This window comes from Pseudomonas sp. DC1.2, assembly GCF_034351645.1.
Lineage (GTDB): Bacteria > Pseudomonadota > Gammaproteobacteria > Pseudomonadales > Pseudomonadaceae > Aquipseudomonas.
The window spans coordinates 529,191-548,813 of record NZ_CP133782.1; the positions used below are offsets into that span (position 1 = coordinate 529,191).

The 19,623-nt window shown below is 59.5% G+C and carries 20 protein-coding genes; 11 read left to right on the forward strand and 9 right to left on the reverse strand.

The window, feature by feature from the left end; all coding sequences use genetic code 11:
- Positions 1-468: 468 nt before the first annotated feature.
- From hflK to RHM68_RS02380, 6 genes are all read left to right on the forward strand, one after another.
- Positions 469-1,500 (forward strand): FtsH protease activity modulator HflK, encoded by a 1,032-nt coding sequence (gene hflK, locus RHM68_RS02355; protein WP_322220348.1) that lies wholly within the window; start codon positions 469-471, stop codon positions 1,498-1,500.
- On the forward strand, positions 1,497-2,378 hold the full coding sequence (locus RHM68_RS02360; RefSeq protein WP_322220349.1) for a protease modulator HflC: 882 nt from the start codon (positions 1,497-1,499) through the stop codon (positions 2,376-2,378). Before hflK ends, RHM68_RS02360 begins: the two co-directional genes overlap by 4 nt.
- A gap of 8 nt (positions 2,379-2,386) precedes the next feature.
- Positions 2,387-3,631 (forward strand): NRAMP family divalent metal transporter, encoded by a 1,245-nt coding sequence (locus tag RHM68_RS02365; RefSeq protein WP_322220350.1) that lies wholly within the window; start codon positions 2,387-2,389, stop codon positions 3,629-3,631.
- Between the two features lie 38 nt (positions 3,632-3,669).
- Positions 3,670-4,914 (forward strand): TerC family protein, encoded by a 1,245-nt coding sequence (locus RHM68_RS02370; protein ID WP_322220351.1) that lies wholly within the window; start codon positions 3,670-3,672, stop codon positions 4,912-4,914.
- A gap of 105 nt (positions 4,915-5,019) precedes the next feature.
- On the forward strand, positions 5,020-5,790 hold the full coding sequence (locus RHM68_RS02375; protein ID WP_322220352.1) for an SDR family oxidoreductase: 771 nt from the start codon (positions 5,020-5,022) through the stop codon (positions 5,788-5,790).
- Positions 5,791-5,964: 174 nt separating this feature from the next.
- A complete protein-coding gene (locus RHM68_RS02380; protein WP_322220353.1) occupies positions 5,965-6,870 on the forward strand; it encodes a cation diffusion facilitator family transporter in 906 nt (301 codons plus the stop codon).
- Positions 6,871-6,891: 21 nt separating this feature from the next.
- Here RHM68_RS02380 and RHM68_RS02385 read toward each other — a convergent pair whose 3' ends face one another.
- The 7 genes from RHM68_RS02385 to RHM68_RS02415 form a co-directional block, all read right to left on the reverse strand.
- Complete coding sequence (locus tag RHM68_RS02385) at positions 6,892-8,028, reverse strand: AGE family epimerase/isomerase (protein ID WP_322220354.1); 1,137 nt, start codon at positions 8,026-8,028, stop codon at positions 6,892-6,894.
- Between the two features lie 97 nt (positions 8,029-8,125).
- On the reverse strand, positions 8,126-8,698 hold the full coding sequence (locus tag RHM68_RS02390) for a HupE/UreJ family protein (RefSeq protein WP_322220355.1): 573 nt from the start codon (positions 8,696-8,698) through the stop codon (positions 8,126-8,128).
- A 35-nt stretch (positions 8,699-8,733) separates the two neighbouring features.
- Positions 8,734-9,348, reverse strand: coding sequence for an urease accessory protein UreG (gene ureG, locus RHM68_RS02395; RefSeq protein ID WP_322220356.1), 615 nt, complete (start codon positions 9,346-9,348; stop codon positions 8,734-8,736).
- Between the two features lie 37 nt (positions 9,349-9,385).
- Positions 9,386-10,060 (reverse strand): urease accessory protein UreF, encoded by a 675-nt coding sequence (locus RHM68_RS02400; protein ID WP_322220357.1) that lies wholly within the window; start codon positions 10,058-10,060, stop codon positions 9,386-9,388.
- Complete coding sequence (gene ureE / locus RHM68_RS02405; protein ID WP_322220358.1) at positions 10,057-10,557, reverse strand: urease accessory protein UreE; 501 nt, start codon at positions 10,555-10,557, stop codon at positions 10,057-10,059. The genes RHM68_RS02400 and ureE overlap by 4 nt, the downstream gene beginning before the upstream one ends.
- A 190-nt stretch (positions 10,558-10,747) precedes the next feature.
- The gene (locus RHM68_RS02410) at positions 10,748-11,380 is read right to left on the reverse strand and encodes a TetR family transcriptional regulator (protein ID WP_322220359.1); all 633 of its coding nucleotides are present in this window, start codon (positions 11,378-11,380) and stop codon (positions 10,748-10,750) included.
- A gap of 160 nt (positions 11,381-11,540) precedes the next feature.
- The gene (locus RHM68_RS02415) at positions 11,541-11,975 is read right to left on the reverse strand and encodes a hypothetical protein (RefSeq protein ID WP_322220360.1); all 435 of its coding nucleotides are present in this window, start codon (positions 11,973-11,975) and stop codon (positions 11,541-11,543) included.
- Between the two features lie 387 nt (positions 11,976-12,362).
- Between RHM68_RS02415 and RHM68_RS02420 the strand changes: the two genes are divergently transcribed.
- A complete protein-coding gene (locus RHM68_RS02420; RefSeq protein ID WP_322220361.1) occupies positions 12,363-14,438 on the forward strand; it encodes an AsmA family protein in 2,076 nt (691 codons plus the stop codon).
- 98 nt (positions 14,439-14,536) lie between these two features.
- On the opposite strand, the gene RHM68_RS02425 is transcribed toward RHM68_RS02420, so the two are convergent.
- Positions 14,537-15,067 carry a ferritin-like domain-containing protein gene (locus RHM68_RS02425; protein WP_322220362.1) on the reverse strand — a complete coding sequence of 177 codons (531 nt, stop codon included), beginning with the start codon at positions 15,065-15,067 and terminating at the stop codon, positions 14,537-14,539.
- Between the two features lie 241 nt (positions 15,068-15,308).
- Between RHM68_RS02425 and RHM68_RS02430 the strand changes: the two genes are divergently transcribed.
- A complete protein-coding gene (locus RHM68_RS02430) occupies positions 15,309-16,199 on the forward strand; it encodes a triacylglycerol lipase (RefSeq protein ID WP_322220363.1) in 891 nt (296 codons plus the stop codon).
- A 34-nt stretch (positions 16,200-16,233) separates the two neighbouring features.
- Here RHM68_RS02430 and RHM68_RS02435 read toward each other — a convergent pair whose 3' ends face one another.
- Positions 16,234-17,121: a DMT family transporter gene (locus RHM68_RS02435; protein ID WP_322220364.1), complete on the reverse strand. Its 888-nt coding sequence runs from the start codon at positions 17,119-17,121 to the stop codon at positions 16,234-16,236.
- A gap of 97 nt (positions 17,122-17,218) precedes the next feature.
- On the opposite strand from RHM68_RS02435, the gene RHM68_RS02440 reads away from it, so the two are divergent.
- The 3 genes from RHM68_RS02440 to RHM68_RS02450 all read left to right on the forward strand — a co-directional run bounded on the left by RHM68_RS02440 (position 17,219) and on the right by RHM68_RS02450 (position 19,598).
- Positions 17,219-18,001 (forward strand): helix-turn-helix transcriptional regulator, encoded by a 783-nt coding sequence (locus tag RHM68_RS02440; protein WP_322220365.1) that lies wholly within the window; start codon positions 17,219-17,221, stop codon positions 17,999-18,001.
- 64 nt (positions 18,002-18,065) lie between these two features.
- Entirely contained in the window at positions 18,066-18,371 is a 306-nt protein-coding gene (locus RHM68_RS02445; protein ID WP_322220366.1) for a PsiF family protein, read from the forward strand.
- Positions 18,372-18,584: 213 nt separating this feature from the next.
- Positions 18,585-19,598, forward strand: coding sequence for a hypothetical protein (locus RHM68_RS02450; protein ID WP_322220367.1), 1,014 nt, complete (start codon positions 18,585-18,587; stop codon positions 19,596-19,598).
- Positions 19,599-19,623 lie beyond the last annotated feature (25 nt).

The window sequence follows — 19,623 nt, forward strand, 5'->3', positions numbered from 1 at the left end:
CTTGACCTGACTTTGTCAACCTTTTTGTTGTGGGCGAAAACGCTCCTAAATCGGTGTCGCGAGCCTGTGGATAAGTCTGTGGTTAAACTCTGGAAAGACTCCGCTGATGGCCGTGGTTGCTGGCTCGGCGCCATCGCCGGTTTGACCGTTCAATCGTGCAATTTGCCTTGGGCTACACTGCAGGGTGTCGACGGTCAAGCAAAAAAGTTTCTGATGTGCCCGCAAAGCCTTGTGGATAGCGGGGGCGAGGTGTTTTGCACTTGCCCCCAAAGACTGTGGACCTGCCTGTGGATAACGTGCGCGCACATGGCTACAAGCCAGTTGTAGCAAGGGCTGGCGGCAGGTGATCGTTTTTTGTACAGCTTAGATGAATAAATCTTCATTTTGCTGATTTTGCGTTCGGATACTCTGCGCGCATTGCCCCACAGCCGGTGGGGTCTTTGTCAGTGGAAGACCTGGAGCAACTGCATGACCGATAGTCCCGCTTTTGTTCCGGCAGAGCCCTCCAGCCCAATGGGCCGGTTGCGCCAACGAATCGGCTATGACCTGGCGGTGATGGACCTCGGTGGACGAGGTCTGGCCTTGATCGGCGGCCTGATGTTTCTGGCCTGGATCAGTTCGGGTATCTATAAGGTTCAGCCCGACGAGCAGGGCATCGTCCTGCGTTTTGGCCGCTGGCAGCAGACCGCCGAGTCTGGCCTGCACTATCACCTGCCATTTCCCATCGAAACCGTGTTGCTGCCCAAGATTACCCAGGTCAATCAATTGCAACTGGGCAGCGGTAGCAGCCAAAGCGCGGCCAGCAATGGTGCTCGCGACAAACAGATGCTGACCGGCGACGAGAACATCGTCGAGGCCGATTGCACGGTGTTCTGGCGTATCAAGGACGCTCGCTTGTACCTGTTCAAGATCAGTGACCCTGAACGTTCGGTGAAACTTGCGGCGGAAAGTGCGCTGCGCGAAGTCATCGGGCGCACACCGATTCAGGCGGTGATGTCAGATAAGCGCGCACAAATTGCCGATGAAACCCGTGATTTATTACAGCAGTTATTGGACCGCGAGCAGGCCGGGATTCTAATCACGCAAGTACAACTGCAACGGGTCGATCCGCCACCACAAGTGATTGATGCGTTCAACGACGTGCAGCGGGCCCGAGCCGACCAAGAGCGCGCCCGTAACGAAGCCGAAGCCTACGCCAATGACGTGATCCCCCGCGCTCGCGGTGACGCCTCACGCATTACCCAGGAGGCGGAGGCTTACAAGGCTCAGGTCGGGAACTTGGCTGAAGGCGAGGCTAAGCGCTTTCTCTCGGTCTACAACAGTTACGTGCAATCGAAAGACGTTACCGCTTGGCGCTTGTACATGGAAAGCATGGATGAAGTCTTGAAAAAGGCTTCTCGGGTCATTATCGATTCCTCCGGCAAAGGGATGTCGGGGGTTGTGCCTTACATGCCGTTGAGCGAGCCGGTCAAAACCGCAGCCAAGGAGGTCCGCCCATGAGCCGCCTGATCAAACGACTGGCGTTCGTCAGCGCCGCGCTCGGGCTCTGGGCGTTGGTGGCTTCGGCGTATGTGGTTGATGAATCGCAGCAGGCGCTGGTCATCCGCTTCGGCGCCCCCATGGGCGTGGCCGGTGAGCCAGGGTTGAAGTTCAAGGTGCCGTTCAGCGATTCGATTGTGTTCTACGACCGTCGCTTGCAGACCCTCGCTTCGCCGGCTGAGCAAGTCATTCTGGGCGATCAGAAACGCATCGAGGTCGAGACTTACAGCCGTTTCCGGATCAGTGACCCGTTGCGTTTTTATCAGGCCGTGGGAACCCTGGAACAGGCCAACGCGCAACTGACGCAAATGGTCAGTTCTTCGCTGCGACGAGAGTTGGGCGAGATTTCGCTGCGTTCATTGTTGTCGCCCGCCCGACAGCAAGAAGTGGCAATTATCGAGAAAGACGTTGCCGACAAGGCCCGTGCATTAGGTATTGAGGTGACGGAAGTGCGCCTGCACCGCGCCGATCTGCCGCTGGAGGCCAGTCAGGCCATTTACGACCGGATGAAGTCCGAGCGTCAACGCGAAGCCAAGGAGCTGCGCGCGCAAGGGTTTGAGTGGGCTCAGCAGATCCAGGCCAAGGCGGATCGTGATCGCACAGTTCTGCTCTCCGAGGTCCAGCGTCAATCGGCGATCACCCACGGTGAGGCGGATGCGGCAGCCAACCAGATTCTTTCGGCGGCGTTCAACAAAGACCCTGGGTTTTACAAGCTGTACCGCTCGTTGCAGACGTATCGCCAGGCATTGGCTGAGAGTCAGCCAATGTTGGTGCTGACGCCCGACGCGCAATTTCTCAAGCAGTTTCAAAGCGGACCGGTAACGCCCGGTGAGCGGTAGCCGGAGCCATGAGTGATCTCTCTGCGGACCCCCCTGCGTTCAGGCGGCGCCTGACCCGGCTACTTGCCACGATGGGGCCGGGGCTGGTGGTGATGATGGCGGACACCGAAGCCGGCAGTGTGATTACGGCGGCGCAAAGCGGTGCGCAGTGGGGTTACCGTTTGTTGTTGCTGCAGTTTCTGCTGGTGCCGTTGATGTTCATGGCCCAGGAACTGACCGTCCGGCTGGGGTTGTGTACCGGCAAAGGTTACGTGGAATTGGTGCGTCAACACTTCGGTCGCGGGCTGGCGGCGGTCACAGCGCTGGTCTTGTTGCTCAGCTGTTTTGGTTCGTTGTTGACGCAAATGAGCGGGCTGGTCGGTGCCGGCAGTCTGTTCGCAATTCCCGGCTGGTTGATTCTGCTGACGTTGGTGGTGTTCATCCTCGGCATGGTGCTGACCGGTTCGTACCGCTCGGTCGAACGGGTGACCCTCGCTGTGGGCATGTTCGGCCTGGCCTTCGTGGTCATGGCGATCAAGGCGCAGCCCGACATCCCCCAGATACTGCATGACCTTGCCCGCATGCCCTTGAATAATCCCGACTATCTGTACCTGCTGGCCGCCAATCTGGGGACCAGCGTGATGCCGTGGACTGTGTTCTATCAACAATCGGCGTTGATCGACAAAGGCCTGGATGCCACGCATTTGCCCATCGCGCGCATTGATACGCTGGTGGGGGCGGTGTTCTGCCAGGTGCTGACGGCGTCGATCGTGATTGCCGCTGCCGCCACCCTCGGCGGGCACGCGGCGGGGCTGGACAGTATTGCCCAGATCGGCCAGGCCTTTGGCGCGTTGATCGGGCCTACCTGGGGCGAGTTGGTGTTTGCCATCGGGTTAGCCGGCGGTGCGCTGGTGGCGACCATCGTGGTGTGTCTGAGTGCGGTGTGGGCCGTGGGCGAGGCCTTGGGCGTGCGTCATTCGCTGGAGCAACACCCGCTGGACGCGCCTTGGTTCTACGGCCCTTTTGCATTGTTGCTGATCGGCGGGGCCTTGCTGGTGGCGTCGGGGGTGAACCTGATCCGCCTGTCGATTGCGGTCGGTGTGCTCAATGCCCTGCTGATTCCGCTGATCTTGCTGTTGTTATTCTTGCTCGCGCGCAGCGTTCTGCCGCCGGAGCATCGCTTGCGTGGGCGTTATGCACGGGTGGTCGCCGTTATTTTCACGCTGACTTCGGTACTCGGGTTGTATGCCGGGCTCTGCGGGTCGCTGGGATGAGGTTGCGATGACAAAGGTTCTTGCCGGGAAACCCCTCGATGTTATTTGACGGTGCGCTGCATGCGCTGAGTATGATTTTTGAAGTGTTCCTGCTGGATTTGATTCTGTCCGGGGACAATGCGCTGGTGATCGCTATGGCCTGTCGCGGCTTGCCGCCGGACCAACTCAAGCGAGCCGTCATGATCGGCACCAGCGGCGCCATTATCCTGCGGGTACTGCTCACGACCCTGGCAGGGTGGTTGCTGCTGGTGCCGGGGCTCAAGCTAATCGGCGCGGTATTGTTGCTGGTGATCGCGATTCGGCTGTTGATCGAGGACGAAGCGAACGAGGAAGGCGAGTTGCCTGCCGGTGCGCTTTCGACCTTGGGCGGGGCGGTGCTCACCGTGCTGACGGCCGACCTGATCATGAGCATGGACAACGTGGTCGGGTTGGCGGCGGTGGCTCAGGGCAGTGTTTTTTATCTACTGCTGGGGTTGCTGTTGAGTGTGCCGTTGTTGATGTTCGGCAGCGTGCAGATTGCCGGGTTATTACAGCGTCAGCCGATGCTGGTGTCGGTGGGGGCGGCGTTGCTGGGCTATGTGGCAGGAGATATCGCGGTGGGCGACCCGGTCGTCGTCGGCTGGATCAATAGCCAGTCGCCTGCGCTCAATCAAGTGGTGCCGCTGCTATGTGCAGTCTTCGTGGTGCTTCAGGCGCGGATTATCCGACGTCAGCGTGCCCGCTTGCCGAGGCCGCAGATCAGTCGGCTGTGGGTGCCGAGTGTCGATGTGGCGAATGTCCAAATGCCGTCGCCGCCCAGCGCTGCTGTGATGGCGCCGCAGAGGGTACTCATCACGCCGCTGGCGCCAACGGTTGAAGTGAGTGCCGAGGCGTCGAGAGACCCTGCCCCTCTTGTGGGGTCGCGCTTTGGGGCGTATTCCGGCTGGGTCGCGGTGGTGGCAGGGCTGGCGGGTATTTTTCTGGTCGCCGGCGTGTTGTACAGCGTGGTGGGGGCGCTGGCGGGGACGTTGTTACCCAGCGCGCAAAAAGAGTTTGCCTATGTCTGCACCGGGGCCAGTACCACCGTTTACTACCGGCCGGGAGGCAGCACCATTCGCATCGTTACCGGTGGCGGCGAGGCCTCGGGGTACGTGAACTATAAGGAAATTCTCTGGCAGGACGCCGAGGCGGCCGCCAGGCAATTGCACCTGACGCCCCCGAGTGAAATCGAAAAGACCAGCGCCACGGTGGTCACGCTCAATGGTGGCAGCTTCGCGCAGATCGCCTGCACTCGCACGCTCTAGGGGCGAAGCAACAAGACCCGGTTGCCGCTGTGCTCCGGGCCGGGCATGCTGGCCGCTGATTTTCTATTCCAATGGCTGCTCATCAGCCGAAGCAAGGAGAACACGATGTCCAACACCCTGTTTATTACCGGCGCGACGTCTGGTTTTGGCGAAGCCTGTGCCCGGCGTTTTGCCGAGGCAGGCTGGAAACTGGTGCTGACCGGTCGTCGTGAAGAGCGCCTTGATGCGCTGTGCGCCGAGCTATCGAAGCAAACGGAAGTCCACGGCCTGGTGCTGGACGTGCGTGATCGCAAGGCCATGGAGGAGGCGATCGCTAACCTGCCGCCATCCTTCGCCAAACTGCGCGGGCTGATTAACAACGCTGGCCTGGCGCTGGGCGTTGATCCGGCGCCCAAGTGCGATCTGGACGACTGGGACACCATGGTCGATACCAACATCAAAGGCTTGATGTACAGCACTCGTCTGCTGTTGCCGCGCCTGATCGCCCACGGTCGAGGGGCGGGCATCATCAACCTAGGTTCCATCGCCGGCAACTACCCGTACCCCGGCAGCCACGTGTATGGCGCGAGCAAGGCGTTCGTTAAACAGTTTTCCCTGAACCTGCGCTGCGACTTGCAAGGAACAGGCGTGCGGGTCAGCAACATCGAGCCGGGCCTGTGTGAGAGCGAGTTCTCGTTGGTGCGGTTTGCCGGTGACCAGGACCGTTACAACGCCACCTACGCGGGTGCCGAGCCGATCCAGCCGCAAGACATCGCCGACACTATTTTCTGGGTGCTCAATGCGCCTGCGCACATCAATATCAACAGCCTGGAATTGATGCCGGTGAGCCAGACCTGGGCTGGTTTTTCAATTGAGCGCAATGGCGGCAAGGCTTAAGACTGAGTCGTGCCCCCCATGCGGTAGCCCGCGCCCACAGGGATTACCTGACCCTTGTGGGCGCGGGCTTGCATCGCGAATGCGTTCAGGAAGGCGAAAGCGCTCATACGCTAGACTCCTCCTCCAACAACCTCACCGCAGCCTGCGGTGTTCAAGGTTTTTAGAGGAGGCTACGTGAGTAACCGAGGTGAGCAGTCGCTGCTCAAACAATCGACTGTCCTGATGTTCGCTGTCGCAATCGCAGGGATTGTCACTGGTTTTGTTTCTGGTTCCCAATCCATCCTTTTCGATGGTTTTTTCTCGTTGATCGCGACCTTGATCAAGGTCTTGATGCTTATTACCGCCAAACTCATTGCTAAAGAAAGTAACCACCGCTTCCAGTTCGGCTTCTGGCATCTGGAGCCGATGGTGCTGCTGATCGAAGGCAGCTTCCTGTTTTTGATTGCCATCTACGCCTGCCTTAACGGTGTGTTCGGCATCATCAATGGTGGACGCGACATTGAGCTGGGTTTGGTGATCATTTACGCGGCGGTGTTTACCGTCGTCGAGTTTGGCTATTTCTTCTACGTCCGGCATCGCAATCGCAAGCTCAAGTCAACGCTGATCCAGTTCGACAACATCAGTTGGCTGGTGGACGCGATGCTCTCTGTCGGCCTGTTGATCAGTTTCCTGACCGCGCTGCTGCTGAAGTCCCAGGGATACGGCCAGTGGGCGGTATTTGTCGACCCATTGATCCTGATTCTGCTGGGCCTGAGCATGCTGGCGCCGGCCTTCAAGATCCTGCGCCCTGCGCTGCGCGACGTGCTGGGCATTGCTCCGGATCAACTCGACGACAAGGTTCGTCAGGTGATGGACGCGATGAAGCTCGAACAGGGTTTCGACGACTACGTGTCCTATGTGCAGAAGCACGGTCGGGCGCGGTTTATCGAAATTCATGTGGTGTTGCCAACGGACTACCGACTGGCGAGCGTGGGGCAACTGGATGTGTTGCGTGAGCAGATTTCCGCGAAGCTGGGCCCCGCGGACACGGCGCGATGGCTGACCATCAGCTTTACCGGGGACCGCAAGTGGATTGCCTGATCGAGGGGTGAACCCTGGCGATCAGCGCAGATAGTCGGCCAATCCGCGATAGCAGGTCGCCAAGTGATAAGGCGTGGTTGACGGCATGTCCTTGCGGCTGACCTCGCCCTCTTCATCACGACATTCGTACCAGCCACCCGCATGCAGAAAACGCTGCTGTAGCGCCTGCAATTGGCGCAACACCGCCGCTGCGCTGTCAGGTTGCAATGTCAAGGCGCGCAGGTATTCGGCCTGGGCCCAGATGCGCTGGGTGCTGTCGCGAGGACGGCGTGGGTCGCTTTCCAGATCGAGCATGGCTCGAACGGCGCCATTGTGTTCGACCACCCCCAACTGCTCGGTGTGGCTGAACGCCTGGCTCAAGGACCGATGCAGTTTGCTGTCACGCAGCAACGGCGAAGATTCCAGTAGGAAATACCATTCGAATTGATGGCCCGGTTCGAACCAGTTATCCACAGACCCCAGCGGTTTCTCCATCAACACGCCCTGTTGCGGGTCGATGAAGCGCTTGTGCATGGCGGTGCACAACTCGATCAATGCCTCTTGTACTGCCGTGTCTTCACGTACCGACAGCGTGGCGAGAAACGCTTCGGCCAGGTGCATCAATGGATTTTGCAGCGGTCCGGAGGTGAGCGACGACCAGTCACGATCCAGGCTGGCTTCATACAGGCCGTCGCCTAAGGCAAAGTGCTGAGCCACTACCTCCAGCGCCGCGTTGAGCGCCGATTCGACCAACGGTTCGCGGACCTTGTGCCAGTAATGAGCGCAGGCGAACAGGATGAAGGCGTGGGTGTAGAGGTCTTTGCGCTGATCCAGCGGCGCACCTTGTGCATCGATGCTGTAGAACCAGCCGCCATGTTCGGCATCGTGAAAATGCTGCTGCAAGGAACGGAATAGCGCCGCCGCACGGGTTTCGGCATCCGGGACTTTGCCGATCAGGCTCGAAAACAAGTACAGCTGACGGGCGCAGGCCATGGCTCGATAGCGCTGTGCCGGTAGCGGCGAATGCTCGGCGTCCAGCGCCTCGTAAGGCAGCGCCATGTCGGCGTTCCATCCGGGACCTTGCCAGAGCGGTACGATCACCTCCAGGAAGTGCTGTTGCACCTTGGCAAACAGGTCGGTCAGTTCAGGCTGGGAGGCAGAGCGGGAAGCAGGCGGCATTGGCTGGCGTCGTCACGGCAGGGGCGATTGCGCGACATGTTAGCAGAGTGAGCGCTTTGATCGTTCCCACGCGGTGCGTGGGAGCGATCTTTGCTGCTTAGCCCGCCAACAACCACACTCCAGTCGCCGCCGACGCCGCACCCGCCAAACGAACCAGCGGCGCCGCTGCTTGCGGCAGCGCGCGCACAACGGCATAACCGGCGGCATGCAACGCGGCCGTCGCGGCGACAAATCCGGCGGCGTATGCCCAAGGACTCGACATGTCAGGCAGCTCCAGGCCGTGCGCCACGCCATGGAACAGTGCAAACAACGCTGTCGCAGCGACCGCTACCGCCAGCGGTGGACGCACGGCCAGAGCCACGGCGAGGCCGAGCGCCAGCACCGATGCGGCAATCCCGCTTTCCAGCGCCGGCAGATTGAGCCCTTCAAAACCGAGCAAGCCGCCGATCAGCATCGTGGCAACAAAGGTGCATGGCAGTGCCCACCGAGCGGCACCTTTCTGTTGTGCTGCCCACAACCCCACCGCGACCATCGCGAGCAGGTGATCAATGCCGCTGATCGGGTGACTGATACCCGCCATCAAACCATTGTCGCCATGGCCGGGGTGGGCGAAGGCGATGGCCGGGGTCAGCAACAGGGCCGCGGCGCCCAGGATGCGTTTCAGAGTCATGGATAAGCTTCCTTGTTGATAAAAATGAGTCGGTATCAGGCGGCAGTCAGCAAGCCTTGGCGTTCGATGAAGGCAATGATTGCTTCCAGGCCCTGGCCGGTTTTCTGGTTGCTGAAGACAAACGGCTTGCCGTTGCGCATGCGTTGGGTGTCGCTGTCCATCAACTCAAGCGATGCACCCACCAACGGGGCGAGGTCGATCTTGTTGATCACCAGCAAGTCGGACTTGCAAATTCCCGGCCCGCCTTTGCGCGGCAGCTTGTCGCCGGCTGACACGTCGATCACGTAGATGGTCAGGTCAGACAACTCCGGGCTGAAAGTCGCCGACAGGTTGTCACCGCCAGACTCGACGATGATCAGGTCAAGCCCCGGAAAGCGGCGGTTCAGTTGATCCACTGCTTCGAGGTTGATCGAGGCGTCTTCGCGGATCGCCGTGTGCGGGCAGCCGCCGGTTTCCACGCCAATGATGCGCTCCGGTGCCAGGGCTGCATTGCGCACCAGAAAGTCGGCGTCTTCGCGGGTATAGATATCGTTAGTCACGACGGCCAGGTTATAGCGGTCGCGCAGGGCCAGGCAGAGGGCCAGCGTCAGTGCGGTTTTACCGGAGCCGACCGGGCCGCCTATACCGACGCGCAAAGGTTGTGTGTTCATGTGTTTCTCCAAAATAACAGGGCCAAAATAACAGGCCCTAGGAACGGAATAGACGGCTGTACTGGCGCTCATGGGCCATGCACGCCAGGGACAGGCCGAAAGCGGCACTGCCCACATGTTCTGGATTGATTCGGATGGCGTTCTGCTGAGCCTCTTGTAACAACGCAAGCAGTTGGCTGGTCAGGCGTTGAGCGGCTTGCTGGCCCATCGGCAGGGTTTTCATCAACACCGCCAATTGGTTTTCCAGCCAGCTCCAGAGCCACGCGGCCAGGGCATCCTGCGGGTTTATTCCCCAGGCGCGAGCGGCCAGCGCCCAGCCGAGGGCCAGGTGCGGTTCGGGACGTTGTTCGAGAAAGGCCCGCGCCGGCGTATCCAACTCCGGCAAACCGTTGAGCAGTTGCTGCAACGAATAGCCCATTTGCCGACTTTCCTGATGCAGTTCGCGGGTCTCTCGGCTGGCACGGTGTTCTTCGCAGCGTTGCAGCAGTTCGACCCAGTTGTCGTCTGCGGCGGCCACACAATGGGCCAGCAGCAACGGCGCGTCGAAGCGGGCCAGGTTGAGCAGCAACTGGTCGCTGATCCAGCGTCGGGCGCTGTCGGCATCTGTCACGCGGCCGTTATCCACAGCCATTTCCAGACCTTGGGAATAGCTGTAACCGCCAATCGGCAACTGCGGACTGGCCAAGCGCAACAGCGCCCAGGCTGGGTTCATAAGCGCACGCCGAACTGGTGCAGTTTCGGCGGGTAGTTAAAGTCTTCGTCGCCATGCCGCGAATGATGATGACCGCCGCCGTAGGCGCCGTGTTCCGGCTGGAATGGCGCTTCGATGTTGTCGGCGTTGGCGCCCAGTTGTTCGAGCATGGCCTTGAGCACGTAATCGTCCAGCAGGCGTAACCAGCCATCACCGACTTGCAGGGCGACGTGGCGATTGCCCAAGTGATAGGCCGCGCGGGTCAGTTCGAAGGCGTTGGCGCAAGTGACATGCAACAGTTGTTCGGGGCGGGCGCAGACGCGCACGATGCGCCCATCTTCGGCCTGTAGGCATTCGCCGTCGTGCAGCGGCGGCTGACCACGCTCCAGAAACAGGCCAACGTCTTCACCTTCGGCACTGAAACAGCGCAAACGGCTTTTGCTCCTGGCCTCGAAGGTCAGGTGCAATTCGGCGGCCCAGACGGGTTGAGAGTCGATTCTGCGGTGGATCACCAGCATCGGAAAGCTTCCAGCAAAGGGCAATGCTCAGGTTAGAGCAAGGGGCTTGCCAATCGGACAAGGTGTAGGAAATCCCTGTCGGAGCTTAGTGGTTGTTTCAGGATGTTGCAGAATTTTGCGTCAAGTTGGTGCGCTGATGGAGGGTGCGCACCAAGGGGTGGCGTGCGTCAGCGTGAGGCAGAGTGATTGGTTATTCCGTGCTCCCGAGCCCTTGCCAATGCTTGAGCCCGATAAAGATAAAGCGCAACTGCTGGGTGATCTTGGCCTGAGGCGTCAGATGTTCCGGCAACGCTTCAACTGGCGGGTCGATGATGTCCGGCAGGGTGGCGAAAACGCTTTTGACGATCAAATCGGCTATGACATGCAAGCCGCTGCTGTCCAGGTGCTGGAGTTTCGGCATGCGTGACAGGTCGGCGGCCAAGTCCGAGCTGATGCCTTCGCGCAGGCGGCCAATGGCTTGCCGCACCGGCAGAGAGCCGCCGTATTGCTCGCGGGCAAGAAACAGGAATTGCGAGCGATTAGCGCTGACCACGTCGAGGAAAATCCGTACTGACGCATCAATGATGCCGCCCATGACGAATTCGTTATGCCGGACCAGGCGGATGGTTTCGCGGAAGGTTTGGCCGACTTCACTGACCAGCACCAGGCCTAGCTCGTCCATATCGGCGAAATGCCGGTAGAAACCGGTGGGCACGATCCCGGCGGTTTTTGCTACTTCGCGCAGGCTCAGGCTGCCGAATCCTCGGCCGCAGTCCATCAAATGGCGGGCAGCGTCCATCAGGGCGTTACGGGTCTGTTGTTTCTGTTCGGCGCGGGACAGCATCGCAAGGGGTGTTTTCTGGACAGGACAGCGGCGCACTCTAGCAAATCGGCTTTGCTGGCGTCGAACGAGTATCGGGGAGTCAGGCGGGGAAAAACGTGTGGCTTATATAAAGTCAAAAGCCCAATCCGGGGATTGGGCTTTTTTCAGGGCGCTCATGGCCTTAGCTCAAAGCGCTGTTGCGTTCGATTACACGGTCACCACCACCTTCGGCAAGGGTTTGACCTTGTGGTGTGCGATCTGAACCGTCAGCGGCAAGGGTTTGACCTTGTGGTGTGCGGTCTGAACCGTCAGCGGCAAGGGTTTGACCTTGTGGTGTGCGATCGGAACCGTCAGCGGCAAGGGTTTGGCCTTGTGGTGTGCGATCTGAACCATCAGCGGCAAGGGTCTGGCCTTGTGGGGTCTTGTCGTAGCCGTCCTGAGTGATCAGGCCTTTTTCTTTCAGGCGTTCGTTACCGTTGGCACCATCAGCGACGGTCTGGCTGTACACCGAGTGGCTGTCTTTGACTTGGGGAGTGGCTTGATCAGCGGCTGGCAAAGCAAAAGCGCTGCTGGCAAGCATCGAGAGGGTAAGGCTAAGCAGTAATTGGCGTTTCATGATGGGTTGCTCCTTGGGGGGGCGTTAAAGTGGGTACGAGGGCAATGCTACTCTCGATAAGTCGATATAAAAGTTCATAAACGCAATGGTAATAATCAACAGAATTGATTGTTCCGCGGAAAGGCTCTAGCTCGGGCGTTTCCGCGGAGCAGTTTTGCCCTGTAGTGGGTATTTTTGACCCACTACTGCCTCGCAAAAGGGCGTAGGAGGTAACGCTAAAACAGTCGCTCGACGGGTATTCGGGAGGTTTTTGCGCCTGGATAGGCCTTTCGATTAAACCTGCACCGCATTTCTCAGTCGTAGAACCTATGGCGGGCCAGTTCTGGCCTACCGTTTCATACGTGCGTCGTAGTCAGGACGCCACGTCGTATTCAGGAGTCCTGTGCAATGACGCGCACTCGTAAAATTTTCGCCTGGGCCTTTGCCAGCCTTTTGGTGGTGCTGGTGGTCCTGGTTCTGGTCATCGTGTTCTTCGATTGGAACCGGATCAAACCGCCCCTCAACGCTAAAGTCTCCGAAGTGCTGCATCGTCCTTTTGCCATCAATGGCGACCTGTCAGTGGTTTGGCAGCGCGAGCCCGACGAGGGCGGCTGGCGTGCCTTTGTGCCGTGGCCCCACGTGGTCGCGCAGGACTTGAGCCTGGGCAACCCGGACTGGTCAAAGCAGCCGCAGATGGTCACGCTTAAGCGCGTCGAACTGCGTATTTCGCCGTTGGCCTTGATCGTCCAGCGTGTGGTGATTCCCCGGATCGATATCACCGAACCGAATGCCCAACTGCAAAGGCTGGCCGACGGTCGCGCCAACTGGACCTTCAAACTCGACCCCAAAGACCCGAATGCCACGCCGTCGAGTTGGGTGGTGGACATTGGCGCCATTGGCTTCGATAAGGGCCATGTGAATCTCGACGACCAGAGCCTGAAGACTCAGCTCGATGTACTGATTGATCCGTTGGGTAAGTCGATTCCATTCGGCGATATCGTCGGTGACAAAGCGGCGAAAATTGCCCTTGAAAAGGGCGCTGCACCGCAGGACTACGCCTTTGCTTTCAAGATCAAAGGTCAATACCACGATCAGAAGCTCAGCGGGCAGGGCAAGATTGGCGGTCTGCTGGCGCTACAAGATGCCACCAAGCCGTTTCCGCTTCAGGCCCAAGTGAGTGTCGCCGACACCCGAGTTGAACTGGCCGGGACCCTCACCGATCCGTTGAATCTCGGCGCGCTGGATTTGCGCCTGAAACTGGCCGGCAGCAGCCTGGCCAACCTCTACCCGCTGACCGGCGTGGCCCTTCCGGCCTCGCCACCTTATGCCACCGACGGCCACCTGATCGCCAAGCTGCATGACGCAGACGGCGCGCAGTTCCGCTACGAAGCGTTCAACGGCAAAATCGGCAGCAGCGACATTCACGGCAACCTGGCGTATGTCGCCAGCCAGCCTCGGCCCAAGCTCAGTGGTGCGCTGGAGTCCGCTCAGTTGTTGTTTGCCGACCTGGCGCCGTTGATCGGGGCCGATTCCAATGCCAAGCAACAGGCCCGTGGTGGCGAAAGCAAACAACCGACGGACAAGGTGCTGCCCGTTGAAGAGTTCAAGACCGAGCGCTGGCGCGAAATGGACGCCGACGTCGAGTTCACCGGCAAGCGCATCGTCCACAGCGAAAAGCTGCCGTTTACCGACCTCTACACCCATTTGGTGCTCACCGACGGCGTGCTCAGCCTCGAACCCCTGCGCTTCGGCGTGGCGGGCGGCAAGCTAGATGCGCAGATTCGTCTCAATGGCCATGCCGAACCTCTGGAAGGTCAGGCCAGGCTCACCGCTCGCGGTTTCAAACTGAAGCAGTTGTTCCCGACCTTTGAGCCCATGAAAACCAGTTTTGGCGAACTCAATGGCGACGCTGACCTCTCCGGTCGTGGCAACTCGATCGCCAAATTGCTCGGCACGGCCAACGGTAAGCTGAAAATGTTAATCAATGACGGCGCCATTAGCCGGGAGTTGATGGAGTTGGCCGGTCTGAACGTCGGCAACTATGTGATGGGCAAAATCTTTGGCGACAAGGAAGTGAAGATCAACTGTGCGGCGGCGGACGTCGATATCAAGACGGGCCTGGCGGCCACGCGTCTCTTCGTTTTCGATACCGAGAACGCGATCATTTATATCGATGGCACGGCGAACATGGCCACTGAGCAGTTGGACCTGACGGTGACTCCTGAGTCCAAAGGCTGGCGTTTGATCTCGCTGCGTTCGCCGTTGTACGTGCAGGGAAAATTCATCAAGCCGGATGCCGGTGTAAAAACCGTACCGTTGCTGTTGCGCGGGGCGGGGATGGTTGCGCTGGGCGTGATTGCCGCGCCGGCGGCCGGGCTGCTGGCGCTCGTCGCGCCGAGCGGCGGCGAGCCCAATCAGTGTGCGCCGTTGCTGGAGCAGATGAAGGCGGGCAAGGCACCGGTGACGGTTAAGCCCACCCGGTAAATGGGTGGCGCCTGTAACAGCGCCACCGCGAGCGGACCCGCCCACAATGGCACCGTGTTACAGGGCCAATGTGGACGTGGGCTTGCTTCGATCAAACGCTACAAATCTTTCAGGATGTCCGCCATGTCATCGGCATGCTCTTCTTCCTGAGCCAGGATGTCTTCGAAGATGCGCCGAGTGGTCGGGTCTTTTTCGCCGATGTAATGGATGATCTCGCGGTAGCTGTCGATGGCGATTCGCTCGGCAACCAAGTCTTCGTAGACCATTTCCTTGAGATTTTTACCGGCCACGTATTGCGCGTGAGAGTTTTTCGACAACAGGTCGGGATTGAACTCCGGTTCCCCGCCCAATTGCACAATGCGTTCGGCCAGGCGGTCGGCGTGCTCGGCTTCCTGGGTCGCGTGTTCGAGGAACTCGGCGGCGGCTACCTGCGCCTTGAGGCCGTTAGCCATGAAGTAATGGCGCTTGTAGCGCAATACGCAGACCAGTTCGGTGGCCAGCGACGCGTTGAGCAGGCGCAGCACTTCTTCACGGTCGGCGCTGTAAGTTTCAGTGACGGCACCGTTCTCAACGTTCTTGCGGGCTCGTTCACGAAGGGTTTTCACATCAGACATATGCATGTCGCTCATCTTCATCTCCTGGAGGCTAATCCGGTTGGCGTCACGCCTCTGAGGCCGTGATCGCTACGTAGGTGTGAGTGATGAGCATGGCGAAAAGTTTTATGTTATTTGCCCATCGCCGACATTGGCCTGCGTGGTGCAGTCAACGCGGTTGCTGCGTTGTCACACTAGAGTTGTCATCTTCCATGGCGATGCTTGGCTGATGTCTTGCACGCCTTGCGTCTTCCACCGACCACAAGGATGTCTGCCCATGTCACAAGGTTCCGCTACGCGCTACCCGCTGGTATTGGTCCCGGGAATGCTGGGTTTTATCCGGCTGCTGCTCTATCCGTATTGGTACGGCATCATTTCGGCGTTGCGTCGCGGTGGAGCGACGGTGATTGCGGTGCAGGTTTCACCCCTTAACTCCACCGAAGTGCGCGGCGAGCAGTTGTTGGCGCGGATCGAAGAGATTGTGCGGGAAACCGGGGCCGAGAAGGTCAACCTGATCGGTCACAGCCAAGGCGCGCTGACCGCCCGCTATGCTGCTGCCAAACGCCCGGACCGCGTGGCTTCGGTGACGTCAGTGGCCGGCCCCAATCATGGTTCGGAGTTGGCGGACTACCTGCACACCCATTACCCGGCTGACAGCGCCAAAGGGCGTTTGCTGAGTGTTTTGCTACGCATGATTGGCGCGCTGATGAGTCTTCTGGAAACCGGCTATCGCGGGCCGAGACTGCCGGTGGATATTCAGGCTTCCCATCACTCGTTGACGACCGAAGGCGTGGCGCTGTTTAACCAGCGTTACCCACAGGGCCTGCCCCAAACTTGGGGCGGGCAGGGGCCGGAGGAGGTCAACGGCGTGCGCTACTATTCCTGGTCCGGGACGTTGCAGCCGGGCAAGACCGATAGAGGCCGCAACCTGTTCGACGGCACTAACCGTAGCTGCCGGTTGTTCGCCAAAACCTTCGAGCGTGAAGCCGGGAATTGCGACGGGATGGTTGGACGGTACAGCTCGCACCTCGGGACGGTGATTGGCGATGACTATCCGCTGGATCACTTTGACATCGTCAACCAGTCATTGGGGCTGGTGGGCAAGGGCGCGGAGCCGGTCCGGTTATTCGTCGAGCATGCGGCGCGGCTAAAAGCAGCAGGCCTTTAGACCGCGTCACGGGTCTTGGCGAGAAGGCGTCGAGTCAGGCAACGCTTACCTTATGGCCCAACACCGTGGTCCAGCGCTCCGACAAAATCACCCCGCCCAGCGTTAGTAGGCCGCCGACCAGGTGATACATCGCCAGTTGTTCATGCAGCACCGCCGCCGCAATCAGTGCGGTGATCAGCGGCAGCAGGTTGAAAAACAGCGTGGTCCGACTTGGCCCCAGGCGCACCACGGCCTGCATCCACGCCAAGGGTGCGAGCATCGAAGCCAGCAGGCAGGCATACAGCACCAGCGGGATGTTTTGCAGGGTCAGACCGGTTTTTTCCGAGGCGAGGAACATCGGAAACAGCACCACGACCGCCACCAATACCTGCAAATACAGCAACACCAGGGGCGGCAAGCGCAGCTGCCATTTTTTCAGCAGGGTGCTGTAAATCGCATAGGCGAGCGTAGCGACCAGCATCATCGCGTCGCCCAGATTGATTCCGTGTTCCAACAGTGCGCCAAGGCTGCCGGACGACACTACGACCAACACCCCGGCAAACGACAGCAGCGCACCGACCAAGGCCCCGGCGGTCAGGCGCTGGCCGAGGCTGGCAATTGCCAGGGCCAGCGACATCAATGGCATCAGCGACAGGATGATCCCCATGTTGGTGGCGGTGGTCAGCGTCGCGGCAAAGTACGCCAGGCTTTGATAGACCGCCATGCCGAGCACGCCGAGGATAAAAACCTTGCCCAGGTTCGGACGGATCAGCGGCCAATGGACGAGCACGGGTTTGAACATAAAGGGCGTGAACAGCAGGGCTGCCAGCAGCCAGCGGTAAAAACCGATCTCGGCGGGGAAGATCGCGCCGACCGCCAGTTTGTTGATGACGGTGTTACCGGCCCAGATGAAAATGGCCAGCAGGGGATAAGCGTATTGCATCGCGAGCAACCAGAACGTTAATGAACGTTGATTATCCACCTGTCTGGATGCACGCCTATACTGCGATCCAGACAACCTGCCGCTGATTCCGGACACCATGAACAGTAAACACATCGACTTGCTCGATTTCACCGAACTACCGGCCCCGGTCTATTTTCGCTACGCCGATTTTGATACGCATGAATACGCCTCGGCCCATCGTCACCCGTGGGGCAGCCTGGAGTATTCAGCCAGGGGCGTGCTGCATATGGACATCGGCGGCAGTCGTTTCCGGTCGCCACCGCAATACGCCGTGTGGGTGCCACCGCAAACCGAACACAGTTTCTACAGTAATCAGCCGATCAACTATCGCGCCGTGTGCCTGGCGCCGCCGTTGTGCATCGACTTGCCGCAGCAGGCCTGCACGTTGGCCATCAGCGAAATTGTCAAAGCGATCCTCAAGGACTTCGCCGCGCGGGATGTGAAGATTGCGCAACACGACGCCGATCAGCGTCTGGCCCACGTGTTGGTGGATCAACTGCAACAGGCGCCGGTCCTTGAGTGCTACCTGCCTTACGCCAGCAGCCCCGGCTTGCTCGCCATACTGGAAGCCATGCAAGCCGAGCCGGGGGATAACCGGCCCTTGGCGCAATGGGCAGAGCAAATCCATGTCAGCGAGCGGACCCTGGCGCGACAGTTCGTTCGTGAGTTGGGCATGAGCTTCGGCGAGTGGCGGCAGCGCCTGCGATTTTTGGCTGCGATTGAAGCGCTGGAAAGCCCACGCAGCATTCAGGAAATCGCTTTCGATATGGGCTATAGCGCCAGCTCGGCGTTTATTGCGATGTTTCAACGTCAGGCCGGATGCACGCCTGAACACTATCGTCGGTACAAAACACTTTAAAAAGGGTTGGCTACACTTCAGGGCGAGGCCGCGCCCCTCGGTGCGGCGACAAGGAGAAAACTCCATGAAGATGTTGCGTGTCCCTTTGTTGATGATCGGTTTGCTGCTCTGCTCCCAAGGTTTCGCCGCCACGGCCCAACAGAACAAAATGACCACCTGCAACGCCGACGCCAGCGCCAAAAGCCTCAAAGGCGATGAGCGCAAGACATTCATGAGTACGTGCCTGAAGGCCACGCCCGCTGCCGAGACCGCCAAACCCATGACCCCTCAGCAAGAAAAGATGAAAACCTGTAACGCCACCGCCACTACCCAGGCCCTTAAAGGTGATGCGCGTAAAACGTTCATGAGCGACTGTCTGAAGAAAAAATAAACGCCAGTGGGTAACGATGGGTGCGGTGATCGCCCCATCGCGAGCAAGCTCGCTCTCATTGGATCCAGGTTCGCAGGACTCATGTGCGGGCGACGGGGATTAATAAGGCCCGTGAGAAAAGCCGTCAGTCCCCGACCCCTACACAATCCCTAGTGCTGACATCGGAACGCTGGCAGACTGCCGGTCCTTTTACGCCGTTCGTTTTGAGGCTGTATGCCAACGTTTTCTCAGCGTCACGTATTGCTGTTGGTTAGTTGGGTGATCATTTTTGGCGGGCTGCTGCTGGTACTGCCGCTGCGACTGCTGCCTAGCCTGCTGGCCGGCCTGTTAGTGTTCGAACTGGTCAACATGCTCACACCGCAACTGCAGCGGTTGATCGAAGGTCGCCGTGCTCGCTGGCTCGCCGTGGCGTTGCTCGGCACGCTGGTGGTGAGTGTGCTGGCGTTGATTTTCGCCGGAGCCATCAGTTTTCTGCTGCATGAAGCGGAAAATCCAGGCGCCTCCCTCGATAAATTCATGGGCGTGGTTGACCGCGCTCGCGGGCAGCTACCGCCGTTCATCGACGTTTATCTGCCGGCCAGCGCCGCCGAGTTTCGGGTGGCCATCGGCGAGTGGATGAGCAAGCACCTCAGCGATTTGCAGTTGGTGGGCAAAGATGCGGCACACATGTTTGTGACCCTGCTGATCGGCATGGTCCTGGGGGCGATCATTGCCTTGCAGCGCGTGCCAGACTTGACCAAACGCAAGCCGTTAGCGGCGGCGCTGTTCGAGCGTTTGCACCTGTTGGTGCAGGCGTTTCGCAACATCGTGTTCGCCCAGATCAAAATATCCCTGCTGAACACGGTCTTCACCGGGATTTTTCTCGCGGTGATTCTGCCGATGTTCGGCATCAAGCTACCGCTGACCAAAACCCTGATCGTGCTGACATTCCTTCTCGGGCTGTTGCCGGTGATCGGGAACTTGATGTCCAACACGCTGATCACCATCGTCGGTCTGTCGCTGTCGATTTGGGTCGCAGTGGCGGCGCTGGGTTATCTGATCTTTATCCACAAGCTTGAGTATTTCCTCAACGCGCGCATCGTCGGTGGACAGATCAGTGCCAAGTCGTGGGAGTTGCTGCTGGCAATGCTGGTGTTCGAGGCCGCGTTCGGACTGCCGGGTGTGGTGGCTGGGCCGATTTATTACGCGTATCTGAAAAGCGAGTTGAAGCAGATTGGAATGGTGTGATCAGGCGCGATGCGTCGCCTGATCC